General features: G+C 38.0%; 13 protein-coding genes. 7 read left to right on the forward strand and 6 right to left on the reverse strand.

The genetic code is table 11. The features are described 5' to 3' along the window. The first annotated feature begins 152 nt into the window (after positions 1-152). The 3 genes from PZ898_RS01860 (at position 153) to PZ898_RS01870 (ending at position 3,031) form a co-directional block, all read left to right on the forward strand. Complete coding sequence (locus tag PZ898_RS01860) at positions 153-1,310, forward strand: MFS transporter (RefSeq protein WP_123278398.1); 1,158 nt, start codon at positions 153-155, stop codon at positions 1,308-1,310. Between the two features lie 121 nt (positions 1,311-1,431). Next, positions 1,432-2,289, forward strand: a complete 858-nt coding sequence (locus PZ898_RS01865; RefSeq protein WP_277694641.1) for a helix-turn-helix transcriptional regulator — start codon at positions 1,432-1,434, stop codon at positions 2,287-2,289. 91 nt (positions 2,290-2,380) lie between these two features. Continuing rightward, positions 2,381-3,031 carry an HD domain-containing protein gene (locus PZ898_RS01870; protein ID WP_277694642.1) on the forward strand — a complete coding sequence of 217 codons (651 nt, stop codon included), beginning with the start codon at positions 2,381-2,383 and terminating at the stop codon, positions 3,029-3,031. A 64-nt stretch (positions 3,032-3,095) separates the two neighbouring features. Here the strand turns inward: PZ898_RS01870 and PZ898_RS01875 are convergent, their stop codons facing one another. Further along, complete coding sequence (locus tag PZ898_RS01875; RefSeq protein WP_123278395.1) at positions 3,096-3,485, reverse strand: hypothetical protein; 390 nt, start codon at positions 3,483-3,485, stop codon at positions 3,096-3,098. 38 nt (positions 3,486-3,523) lie between these two features. Continuing rightward, positions 3,524-4,900 (reverse strand): MFS transporter, encoded by a 1,377-nt coding sequence (locus PZ898_RS01880; protein WP_277694643.1) that lies wholly within the window; start codon positions 4,898-4,900, stop codon positions 3,524-3,526. 72 nt (positions 4,901-4,972) lie between these two features. Between PZ898_RS01880 and PZ898_RS01885 the strand changes: the two genes are divergently transcribed. From PZ898_RS01885 to PZ898_RS01895, 3 genes are all read left to right on the forward strand, one after another. Beyond that, complete coding sequence (locus tag PZ898_RS01885) at positions 4,973-5,818, forward strand: AraC family transcriptional regulator (protein ID WP_277694644.1); 846 nt, start codon at positions 4,973-4,975, stop codon at positions 5,816-5,818. A 115-nt stretch (positions 5,819-5,933) separates the two neighbouring features. After that, positions 5,934-6,428, forward strand: coding sequence for a MarR family winged helix-turn-helix transcriptional regulator (locus PZ898_RS01890; RefSeq protein ID WP_277694645.1), 495 nt, complete (start codon positions 5,934-5,936; stop codon positions 6,426-6,428). Next, positions 6,425-7,189, forward strand: a complete 765-nt coding sequence (locus PZ898_RS01895) for a hypothetical protein (RefSeq protein WP_277694646.1) — start codon at positions 6,425-6,427, stop codon at positions 7,187-7,189. Before PZ898_RS01890 ends, PZ898_RS01895 begins: the two co-directional genes overlap by 4 nt. Positions 7,190-7,254: 65 nt before the next feature. Here PZ898_RS01895 and PZ898_RS01900 read toward each other — a convergent pair whose 3' ends face one another. Beyond that, on the reverse strand, positions 7,255-7,497 hold the full coding sequence (locus PZ898_RS01900; protein WP_110008709.1) for a hypothetical protein: 243 nt from the start codon (positions 7,495-7,497) through the stop codon (positions 7,255-7,257). A 187-nt stretch (positions 7,498-7,684) separates the two neighbouring features. Between PZ898_RS01900 and PZ898_RS01905 the strand changes: the two genes are divergently transcribed. After that, a complete protein-coding gene (locus tag PZ898_RS01905) occupies positions 7,685-8,980 on the forward strand; it encodes a deoxyribodipyrimidine photo-lyase (protein ID WP_277694647.1) in 1,296 nt (431 codons plus the stop codon). Between the two features lie 97 nt (positions 8,981-9,077). Here PZ898_RS01905 and PZ898_RS01910 read toward each other — a convergent pair whose 3' ends face one another. The 3 genes from PZ898_RS01910 to PZ898_RS01920 are packed head-to-tail and all read right to left on the reverse strand — an operon-like array spanning position 9,078 to position 12,559. Then, a complete protein-coding gene (locus tag PZ898_RS01910) occupies positions 9,078-9,773 on the reverse strand; it encodes an ABC transporter ATP-binding protein (protein ID WP_062670135.1) in 696 nt (231 codons plus the stop codon). Further along, positions 9,767-11,113 (reverse strand): DUF3526 domain-containing protein, encoded by a 1,347-nt coding sequence (locus PZ898_RS01915; protein ID WP_277694648.1) that lies wholly within the window; start codon positions 11,111-11,113, stop codon positions 9,767-9,769. The genes PZ898_RS01910 and PZ898_RS01915 overlap by 7 nt, the downstream gene beginning before the upstream one ends. Further along, positions 11,114-12,559, reverse strand: a complete 1,446-nt coding sequence (locus tag PZ898_RS01920) for a DUF3526 domain-containing protein (protein ID WP_277694649.1) — start codon at positions 12,557-12,559, stop codon at positions 11,114-11,116. Positions 12,560-12,561 lie beyond the last annotated feature (2 nt).

Below are 12,561 nucleotides of genomic sequence, written 5' to 3' on the forward strand. Positions count from 1 at the left end.
CTGTATTCAAAAAACAAAGTGATTTTCCATCATAAGGAGATCCACATTTCCATTATTGGTTAAAATGGAACATAAAAATGACAAAAATGAGCTACATTTTAATAGCGCAGCGTGTCTAAATTTGCAAAAAGGATTTTTATTACCCTGTTATAATGAACGAGACTCAATCTTTTAATGCAAAAATGCCGACCGCCTGTTTTTTACTATTCTTTGCCCACGGGCTTGTTTTTTCTTCCTGGGCGAGCCGGATTCCTATCATTAAAACTGCTCTTTCCATTACTGAAGCCCAGTTGGGAACACTTTTGCTTCTGATGCCGATAGGACAGCTGTCGACGATGGTTCTGGCCGGAAAACTGATCAGTATTTACGGAAGCAGCGGTATTATTAAAAGATGCTTTATGCTGTATCCTTTTTTTCTTCTCTTAATTGGTTTATCACCTTCTTACTGGACTTTAGGGGCCGTTCTGTTTTTTTTCGGTGTGTCCGGGAATATATGCAATATTGCCATCAATACACAGGCAATTGAGATAGAATCTATCACGAAAAGAACTCTTCTTTCTTCCTATCACGGTGCATGGTGTTTTGCAGGGCTTACGGGGGCAGTCATAGGTTTACTGATGATTAATCTCCATGTAGGAACTTTTTACCATTTTGCTGTTATTTTCATTCTGGTAGGAATACTTTGGTTTTACAGTACAAAAAATCTGACCAATATTATTCATAAAGCAGAACCGCAGACCCGTTCAATTTTCAAAGCAGTGAATCCTACACTGATTGGTTTGGGAATTATAGGCTTTCTGAGTATGGCGATTGAAGGAGCGATGTTCGACTGGAGCGGGGTTTATTTTCAAACTATAGTTAAAGCACCTGAAAACCTTGTCATACTGGGGTATACGAGTTTTATCTTAATGATGACTTTAGGTCGTTTTATCGGGAATAAAATCATTGAAAAGTATGGGAAAAAGATCGTTTTGCAGTGTTGTGGACTGCTGATGAGCAGCGGACTTTTTCTAAGTGTTTTCTTTCCGGAACTGTGGATCTGCATCATTGCTTTTATGATCATTGGCCTCGGAAGTTCCCTGAGTGTGCCTTCCGTTTACAGTACAGTAGGAAAAGTGAGTACAGTAGCTCCTAGTATTGCTTTATCATTTGTTTCCAGCATATCATTTTTAGGATTTCTGATGGGGCCGCCTCTTATCGGATATATTGCAGAAAGTTTTGATCTCAGGTACTCATATGGTCTTTTTGCCTGCTTTGGGATTTTACTGGCGATTATGGCGGGTCAGATGAAAGTCTTCAGGAAATCATAATCAATTTCTTTTTAAGGGGTTTTTGACATCTTTTAAGCATTTTTTGACATGTTCTGGCTCATGATTGTTACCTAATCTTGCATTGTAAAATACTTTTTATCTTTATTAAAAATTTCCTTTTATGAAGCCGGTCTCAGGAATTGTATCAGAATCTGTTATTGACCATTCTTTTTCCGTAAAACGATTGGAAGATGATCTTCCGTATTTCGTGGATTTTGTGAGGCTTAATTATCATCACATTGTAATGATTGAAAAAGGTAAAGGAGTACTGGTGATAGATGAGCGCTCTTTTGATATCACAGATCAGAAAATTTTTTTACTCTCAAAAGGCCAGATCTGCAGATTTGAAAATGATGCTGAAGTCTGTGGCTATCATATTTCCTTTGGCGATTGTTTCTGGGAAAGAGTTCCTTCCAGTGCCAGCAATTGCAAGGCTGTTCTGTTTAATAATGCTGCTGCGAATCAAAAACTTATACCGGACCAAGTTGAAACAGATGAATTTTTAAACTTATGTAAAAACTTATTGACGGAATACAAAGCAACATCTTATACCAATCAAATGGATGTACTGGCGGCCTATTTAAAAATCATGATGATCAAGCTGGCGAATGTAAAAATGGTAAAAGAGGATACTTTTGACAGTCAGGATTATATCATTTACCGCAAGTTTATGGAATTGCTGAGCAGTCAGTATCATAGCCTTCACGCCGTGAATGATTATTCGGAAAGATTGAATATTACGCCAAGAAGGTTAAGTGAATTGTGTAAACGGTGTTCTGATAAAAGTGCTAAAGAAATCATCAACGGACAGATTATAGCAGAGGCAAAAAGACTTCTTCAGTTCAGTTCCCATTCTGTAAAAGAGATTGCTTATCAGCTTCATTTCGGTACATCGGAACAGTTCAGCCACTTCTTTAAAAAAAATACGGAAATATCTCCGGCAAACTATCGCAGTAAGTTCATTCATATCGGAATATAATTTCGACGGAAATTTTGACATCTTATCGGCATTTATTGATATTCCGAAGCATTTCTAATCAGGATATCTTTGGATAAAATTATATAAAGATATGTCAGTACATCGTATGAAAGAAGTTGCGGGAATCATCATCCCGGACAGTAAAATTGCAACAGAAGCCACAGAACTTCTATTGGAACACGGAACAGAATTTATCTACAATCACTCTATGCGTGTTTTTCTATTTTCTTCCTTAAATGCAAAACGTGAAAACAAAACGCATGACTCGGAACTATTGTATGTAGCATCCGTATTTCACGATCTGGGGCTTGTTTCTCATTACAGCAGCCCGGATCTGAGATTTGAAGTAGACGGAGCCAATGCAGCCAGAGACTTTTTGAAGGGTCATGGTATTGCTCAGGATAAACTTCAGCTCGTTTGGGACACCATTGCCCTTCACACTACCATTGGAATTGCGGAACATAAAGAAAATGAGGTTGCTTTAATGTATTCGGGAGTGGGATTGGATGTGATGGGCGAAGGCTATGAAAACCTGAGTGCGGAACATCGGGAAGAGATTATCAGAGCTTTTCCGAGAAAGGATTTCAAAAAGAAGATCATTCCTACATTTTTCGGTGGTTTTGAACATAAAACCGAAACTACTTTCGGAAATATAAAAGCAGATGTATGTGCCTTCATGATCCCAAATTTTGAAAGGAAAAACTTCTGCGACTGTATTTTACATTCTCCATGGTCTGAATAGGAAAATAGCTCTTTCAAAAAATAAACAGCCCCGGACATTCTTAGATGATCAGGGCTGTTATGGTTTATATCCAGTTTTCTATAAGATGAAGCCAGAGTGCTTTTTCTTTATCAAGCAGAAATACCGCAGATGATTTTCTCTTAGTCAGGACTTCTCCAGTGACCTGTGTTTCAATATAGGTAGCAAGTCCGTGATGCGCAGAATGATTCACTTCAATATTTTCAACCTGAAGACTTCGCCCAGGAAATTTTCCAAATACAGTCGGAAGCCATTCTTCAAGCATAGATAGGGTAACAGTATCTCCGTTTCCATTAATCATTTTAAAATCTTGTGAAAATCCGGCTAATAATTCTTGATAAAGACTTTCCTGATTTTCGGCTTTCCCCTGAAACCATTTTTCGATATTCCCGTGGAATTCTTCTATTTCGCAAATGATCTTTTCTGTATTATTCATAATTAAATGTATTATATCTTTTGATTTAAACTTATCTTTTAATTAATAATTTTGCTTAATCTGTTTCGTGCCCAGAGCCCAGCCAGCTGAAAAATACCTATTATTCCTACAGCGGCTGCAAAGGCTTCTGTAAACCCCAGAATTGGGATCAGATTAAAGAACAGCGTACCAATAACAGCTCCTCCGGTAACGCTCCCAATCTGAATACCAATACTTACCAAGCCTGAAGCCTGCCCGGCTTTATCTTTTGAAACCAGGGAAATGGCCGTCCGCATCATGACCGGCATAATCGTACCATGTCCAAATCCGGCAATAAACAATGTCAGATGAGTCACAAATGAGGGTTTGTGCTGAAAATAAAAAACAGCTGCACTTATCAGAAATCCTGTCATTAACAATCCTAATCCTATATAGATCATTTTGGATGCGTTTAATTGTACTCTGGAAGTAACCAAAGGTGCCAGAAAAAAAGCGAGACCATAAGGAATGATGGCAAATCCTGTCTGCATTGAATTTTGATGAAGAAACTGCTGAAGATAATAAGGATAGCAAATAAATAAACCAGCTGTGAAATTATAAAAGAAAATAATCAGAAGACTTAATGCGAAAGGTTTCTGCTGCAATAAAGCCGGCTCTATAAGTATGGGGCGATTATCTTTGAGCTGTTTCTTCTCGTGTTTTAAAAATAAAATTATTAATACGATTCCGGTGACAAATATTCCGAAAATCCACCATGCCCATTCGAATTTCTGGCCGAAAATAAGAGGGCAGATGAGAAAAAGTAAGGCAATAACTAATAATAAAGCTCCCACAAAATCAATACCTGTTTGTTCTTTCGGGTTACTGTTGCCCATAGTAAAATGAATGCCCAGAATACAGATAATGGTAATTGGCACATTGACAAGAAACACCATTTCCCAGGAAAAATTTCCCCAATGCATGCTTAAAAGAATTCCGCCAAATAACTGTCCGATCACCGAAGCAAGACCAAATACCGAGCTGAAAATACTTACGGCCTTAGGCTGTTCCTGACTGTTGAAAAGGTCTTTTATAGAAGCCAGTACCTGTGGAGCAAGCAATGATGCACCAACACCCTGAAACAATCTGAAAATAATTAACCATGTAACATCCGGAGAAAAAGCGCAGGCAAGAGAGGAAAACAGAAAAGTATACAATCCTGCTATAAATATCTTTTTACGTCCGTAAATATCACCCAGGCGTCCGCCACACACGACAAGTGCGGCATAGGTGAGTCCATAAATGGCGATAACCATCTGAAGCTGATGATCACTGGCGTTCAGTGATTTTTTGATGGAAGGCAGAGCCATATTAACAATAAAATAATCCAGTGGTGATAGAAAAGCACCTGCAATCAGAAAGTTGAGTGCCTGCCACCGTTTCGGATGTACGTTCATATTTTTTTTAAGCAAAATTACCTCCTTTGTGTTCTGTTAAAATTGTACTTTTGGAGGAAAATACAGTGTGTCATGAAAGGATTGCCTCTTGAAGAGATTGATGTGAGAAAATTAGAACTGAAAGAAGAGATTGTACTTAAAACAAACACTTTTCTCTCATTCGTTTATATTGTGAAGGGAAAAGGATCGCTTACTTATGATGGGCGAAACATTAATTTTTCGCAGGGCAAGCTCTTTATTATTCCACAAAAGGAGGTCTATCGTTTTGAAAGTGAGTCTGCCCAGCTTATTACAATTCAATGCCCGGTGGAGTTTATTGATAAAATCCGTTTGGAAGCGGACCGTATTGAAAGCTGTGAGAATTTACATAAACTACAATACATCAGCCATAATTATCATGCAAGAGCAGGCTGTGTCTTCAGAGATAAAAATGATGAGCACTTTGCAGAAACCCTTATTCTGCAAATTGCAAATGAATTCAAAAATAAGGCGGAAGATTATCTAATTATCCGCAACTGCATGTCGATCCTTCTGAATCTGATTGCCCGAAATATCATTCAGAGTGAAACTTCAGATCTGCAGGAAAACCGGAAAGCTTTCTCCATCATGAAAATCATTGCATATATTCAGCAACATATAAAAGACCGTGAGAAAACCGGAATTCAGACTATTGCCGGTCATTTTGGGATTTCCGGGAATTATTTCGGAGAATATTTTAAACAGCAGACAGGAATTTCTTATCAGGATTATCTGCTGGACTATAGATTAAAACTGGTGGAAACCTATTTAAAATACAGTAGTGTCAGACTAAGTGAGATTGCCTACGAGCTCCAGTTCAGCGATGAAAGCCACCTTTCCAAACTGTTCAAGAAATACAGAGGAGTAACTCCCGGAGAATACAGGAAAAGTTTCAAGTAAATATCTTTTTATAAGAAGGCTTTTTTTATTAGGTTAAGATTTGATTTTAAAAAATATAAAGTTAACTATATAGTTGACTTTATATTTTTATATATTTACTGCAAATATATTTCAGATGGATTTTGACTTTATTAAAGAATTAGGGTATAAAGCGTTGGATAGCAGACTGAAGAGGATCAGTGACCGCATGTCTCATGATGTGCGGAAGTTTTATAAAGAATTCGGAATTGATGTGGAACCCAATTGGTATCTGGTTTTTATGTTGCTGCAAAAAAAAGGCGAAATTTCTATTACCGATATCGCTGAGCCTTTGGGCTATTCACATCCATCCGTTGTGGCTATCGTCAAAAAAATGAGCGAAAGCGGTTATCTCATCATCAAAAAAGATAGTGTAGATAAGCGAAAGCAGATCGTTTCATTATCTCCCAAAGCCATTGATATGCTTCCTCAGCTGAAGCAGATCTGGGACAGTTGTGAAAAAGCAATTCTGAAGGTATTATCAGAAGATCTGTCGATTTTAACGTATCTGGATGATATTGATCAGGAATTAAAAAATGAATCTTTTCATCACAGATTTAAACAGGAATATTTAAAATCAATTCAATCATGAAAGCATTACTTCTCATTACAGCATTTCTTTTTTCCACGAATTTGATTTCGGCAACAGAAACGAAAATCATGATCAGAGCCAAAGCAAGAGATGCAAAGTTTATCGGAACTTCATTGGGCGGCGCTCATATTATCATCAGAAACAAGCTTAATCAAAGGATTCTGGCAGAAGGAAACACTACCGGAAGCACGGGAAACACAGATCTGATTATGAAAACGCCCAAAGTAAGAGGAAACTCCATTGCAGATGAACAGACAGGAGGTTTTATGGCTGCCATAGATATTGATGAACCTACATTTGTGAATATAGAAGTAATTTCTCCTTTGAACAGCAAGCAGACTCAGGCGGTAGTAAGTACAGAGCTATGGCTGATTCCCGGGAAACATATTCTGGGAGAGGGAATTATCCTTGAGATTCCGGGGTATATTATTGATATTCTGAAACCCAGAACCCATCAGTATATTGCACTGAAAAGTATTAAAGATAAACCTTTCCTGTTTCAGGCCAATATTGTGATGATGTGCGGATGTGTTATTGATAAAGGAGGCGTATGGAATTCTGATGAAATAGAAGTGAAAGGAATCCTGAAGAAAGACGGAAAATTTGTGAAAAATGTAGAGATGTCTTTAGTTTCAACCAATCTGTTTGAAGGAGATCATATCATCAGTTCGCCGGGAAACTATGAGCTTGTTCTGTATGCCTATCATGAAAAAACAGGAAATACAGGCGTGGATAAGGTCAATTATGTAGTTTTCGAATAAATGAAACTCAATATATGGGAATGAAAAGAGACTTCCGAAAAGTCTCTTTTTTTATGCAGAACAAATTATAAAACCTGAAGCTCTTTAAATACTTCTATAATGGCTTCAATAAGTCCTTTATCTACATTTTTTTCGGAAGCAGCATCGGGGAGAAGAGCTCTTAAGTCACCGTGATCATCACGCTCGATAACGACTTCAGTTCCATCTACGTCTACATACAGTTTATATCCGTAAGAGAATGTAGCCAGCTTTCCATTGAAAAGCAGTTCTTTGCCCTTATAAGTTACCGGTACTTCAAATTCTTCCATGCGTAAGCTTCTATTATAATTGGAGCAAATGTCGGAAAATTTTAATTCATATCATCATATAAACTGTAATGATAAAGCCAGATCATGCAAATTATTAAAAATATTAATGGAGTAAATCTGTATATTTATCCTTAGTTATGGAGTCATTCCCAAGCAGGAATGATCAATGAATTTGAATTAAGCAATTATGAAAGATACAATCACCATTTTCTGGTTCAGGCGTGACCTGAGATTGGAAGACAATATCGGACTTCACCACGCTCTGCAGTCTGATGCACCGGTACTACCCATTTTTATATTTGATACTGATATTCTCGGCAAGCTGGAAGATAAAGAAGACCGCAGGGTTGATTATATCCATCAGGCTTTGGCGGATCTCAATGTTTCATTAAAAAAGTATCATTCAAAAATCAATACCTATCATGGTAAGCCTATCGAAATATTCAGGAAATTGTCTGAAGAATACACTATCAGAAGTGTTTTCTGCAACAGAGATTATGAACCTCAGGCGATTGAAAGAGATAAGGAAATCTATTATTTTTTCAAAGAAAAGAATATTCCTTTTAAGGCCAGTAAAGATCAGGTGATTTTTGATAAGGATCAGATTGTTAAAAAAGACGGTTCGCCTTACACGGTTTACACTCCTTTTGCCAAAAAGTGGCGGGAAGCCTTAACTCCTGAGCATTATCAATCTGTTGAATTGGATTTTAAGAACCTCTTTCAACAGAAATATTCTGAGATTGTGGCATTAAAGGAAATAGGTTTCAAAAAAACAGATTTTGATTTTAAAAAACCGGTTCTGGAGGCGTCTATTATTGATGATTACGATAAGTACCGTGATTTTCCGGCATTACAGCATACCACACAGCTCGGAATAGCTCTACGATTCGGAACTATCAGTATCAGGAAATGTGTGGAATTTGCACTGAAACATAATGATGTATGGCTTTCAGAGCTGATCTGGCGTGAATTTTTTATGCAGATTTTATATCATTTCCCGCAGGTGGTTCATCAGTCTTTTAAAAAGCAGTATGATAATATCCACTGGCGGAATAATGAAAAAGAGTTTAAGCACTGGTGTGAAGGAACCACAGGGTATCCGATTGTAGATGCCGGAATGAGGGAACTGAATGAGACAGGCTATATGCATAACCGGGTAAGAATGATTGTAGCGAGCTTTTTATGCAAACATCTGTTGATCGACTGGCGTTGGGGGGAAGCGTATTTTGCATTAAAACTGAATGATTATGACCTGTCTGCCAACAATGGAAACTGGCAGTGGGCTGCAGGCTCGGGATGTGATGCAGCACCTTATTTCAGGGTTTTTAATCCAACGGCTCAGACAGAAAAATTTGATAAAGACTTAGTGTACATCAAAAAGTGGCTCCCTGAATGGAATACACCAGCATATCCATCACCCATTGTAGAACACACCTTTGCCCGCGAAAGAGCTTTATCAGAATATAAGAAAGCATTAACATAAATAATGTGATATGAAAAATGCCCGGTAACAAAATGTCACCGGGCATCAACCAATTGATATTTAATATGAAAAGTTACTTGCTAAAGTAACAGGATCATCAGATTGTTTTCAGATACAGCTCCTGTAATTCCTGCGCTGTAAATGCTTTGGAAGGTAAATTCTGGACAAGTTCTCCCTGTTTCATAATACCGATATTGGTAGCAACACTTACCGCATTGAAAATATCATGAGTTGCCATTAAAACCGTTCTGCCTTCTTTACCCAGCTGTCTTACAATTTCTGTAAATTCTGCAGTAGCAATCGGATCCAGCCCGCTGGTAGGCTCATCCAGTAGCAGTACTTTTGCATCTTTGGCCAGAGCAATGGCAATTCCAACTTTCTGGCGCATCCCTTTGGAATAACCGCCCAATGCTTTATGATGGGCGGTTTCCTGCAAACCGGTACGTTTAAGGAGCGCAGACAGTTCATCTTTCTGGTAATCAAAACCTGCGATTTTGGAGAAAAAATCAAGGTTTTCTATTCCTGTAAGGTTAGGATATAAAAGAACGGTTTCAGGAATGTAAGCCAGGTGTTTTTTTATCTTTTGCGGTTCTTCTTTTACAGAAATGTCATTAATAAAAGCATCTCCGGAAGTTGCTTTAATGAGTCCCAGAAGAATATTGATGGTTGTACTTTTTCCTGCTCCGTTTTGTCCGAGCAGCGCAAAAATTTCTCCTTTTTTTACTTCCAGATTAAGAGAATGAAGTGCGGTGAAATCGTTGTATTTTTTATGCAGGTTGACTGTTTTTAACATAGTTTTCTGTATTTGTATTGTGAAAGAATGATGAATAAAGCAATGAAGATGAGGTAGGGAAGAAGTATCTGTATCCATTTGATAGAGGAAGAGAATTTGAAAACCTCTATCGTTTGTTGTGCCCAGTTGACAGATTCCGCACTCTTACCTGAGAAAATAAGAGGGTAGAAGAACAATCTTTTTTTCTCATGGAATTTTTTGAGCGATGAAGCATACTGTAAGTGATTCTGCAGATCAGATTTTGCCAGATGACTTTCTACAAGCTGAGTATGTAGATTGGGAAGGAAATAACCTAAATAGGTTGCTGCTTTATTCCGTTTTTGCATTTTTTCTGTATACTGTTCTGATGATTTTGCAGATTCAAGATCTCCCATATGCTGCATGGCATAATACCAGGTCCAGGTGAATGCATCATTTTCTTCTACAGTGAAATTGCTGTATTGTGGATAGGCTTTGTAAAACTTTTCCATGGTAGGACGTTTGGCTTCATCCCATTTGTTGTGATAGCCTTCTCTCTGTTCCATCACAGCTTTAAGGGACTCATGAACCGGATAAAGCTTCTGTATCAGAATATTACTGCTCATCGGGATAATAAAATTGATGCCCACCCATACAATCAGAAGAATTAATGCGTTTTGAGCCGATGATTTCCGAAAAGACACAATCCATCTGCACAGGGAAAACCAGATCAGAATATACAACCAACCACTGACCATAAAAGCAATATAGTACGAGTCTAAAGGTATTTTTATCCAGACCGAAGCGATGATAATTAATACAAAATATACAACTGTAACAGCCAAAAGACGGATGAACATCTTATGATCCAGAAGCTTTTGTAAATTACCGCTCTGAACCGACAGCAGCTTCCAGGTTCCTCTTTCTTCTTCCTCAGAAATCAGATTATAGCAGAATGCAACAATCACCAGTGGAAACAGGAAAACAACAACGAAACTAAAGTCAAAATTTCCAACTGCGGCATTGGCTGGATTATAAAAATCAGCATTGTAGCGCTGTTCCTCCAGATTTCGGATGGTTACTCCCTGAATAGAAGGATTCAGGTCACGCATTCCGATATTTAAAGCGGCAAGTCTGGGTGTTTCATTCACCATATTGAATTTAATATAATAAAGAACCAGCCCCAGATCATCTTTGTGAAATTTTGTATTTCTTTCTATACTTTCTTTTTGAAATGCTCCGCTTCGGGAGATGATGTCTTCGTTTCTGTCTAAAAATTTTTTCCCTGTATAAATAGCCATCAGCCCGGCTATCAATAAAAACAGCAGTGCAATGATATAGGCTTTGGTACGGTAAAATTGGGTGTATAAATAACGATTCATTTAGATTAATTTTAATTTTCTTGCACTTATTTCGATCGCAATAATGCAGATAGCCATCCAGAGAATTAATGCAGCAGCAGGTATTGGCTGTTGTTTCATGCTGTCCGGAACAGAAGTATACCGATATTGGAAATCCGGGAACTTTTCCCAGTTGTGTTTGTCGATGACGGCAGGCGGTCCGCCATTTTCCGGTTTAATATTACTGATCTTCTCAATCTGCAAATCATTTAAATGTTGAGCCATCTGATAACGATATTCTTCTGCCTGTTTTTGAAACTGGTTATAAGAGAAGAAATCTGTGCCCGTTGCAATCATTGAAAAATTTTTGATCGCAATGGCAGGATTAATCAGTCCTGAAATATCAGTCAGATTTTGCTGTTTACTGTAAATGTTCTGCAGTTCTTTCTGATGTCTGATATAGATATGTGAACTTATTTTTTCCCCTTCCTTCATAACGAATCCGCCATAGTTGAAAGGAAGTTCATTGGTTGTTTTTACCTGATACTTTGCCAGCAGAGAGTCTTTGATTTTTTTGAAATGCGGATCATCAGGATTATGGCTGTCTCCAGACTTTAAAATATCCTTTTCCAGGCTCGTTTCAAAAGCAATCCGGGAAGGGGCAGGATATAAATTCTGCGCCGCAAACTGAATTCCTTTAGGCAAAACAATGATGAAAAGAAGCCAGAAACCAATAAGGCTGATCAACGCAGATGAGGTACTTTTACTATTTGCAGAAACCACTACGGTCAACGTGCAGATAAAAAAGTAATAGATCATATAAGCAGGTAACAGAAATGATAAGCGTAATGCAATATCCGCTGTATTAGTAGCCTCCGACATGAATGCAGCCATGAAAACAATGGGAATGACCGGAATCAGGAAACATAAAGAAAACAGCCAGAGTCCCAGGATTTTACCCCAGATAATATCTCTTCCGGAAGTTCCCTGCACACTGATGATCTTTAAAGTAGCATTCTCACGCTCCTGAACAATTAATCCAAATCCTAGAAAAAGAATAATCAATGGAACAATACTCTGCAGAATAAATGCACTGCTAAATGCCCCAAATCTGACTAAAGTTCCGGAACTTCCTGCTTCCGAAAGGTTGGCAGTATTTTGTTTATGCGCCTCCAGAAATATGACATTTCCAAGGTAATCATCCAGTCCGTTGTCAAAAATATTTAGTGGATGCCCGATTCTGAAAACCAGATAACCATAATGAGCCATACGGTGCGGATGTTTGTCTGGTCTGTGCTCCCAGTTTTCCCGGACTTCTTTCCGGTATTCTTTTATTTTCGAAAAAGAATCCGTGTATTTTGTATATCCTATACCAATACTCAGCATACAGAAAAGGAGTACGGCAATCGTGGTGAGCAGATTTTGTTTTCCTTTAAACAAATCCTGCCAGGTTTTTCTCACCATCAGTTGTAAGTTTGAAATAGCCATAA

This window comes from Chryseobacterium sp. WX, from assembly GCF_029542485.1.
Lineage (GTDB): Bacteria > Bacteroidota > Bacteroidia > Flavobacteriales > Weeksellaceae > Chryseobacterium > Chryseobacterium cucumeris.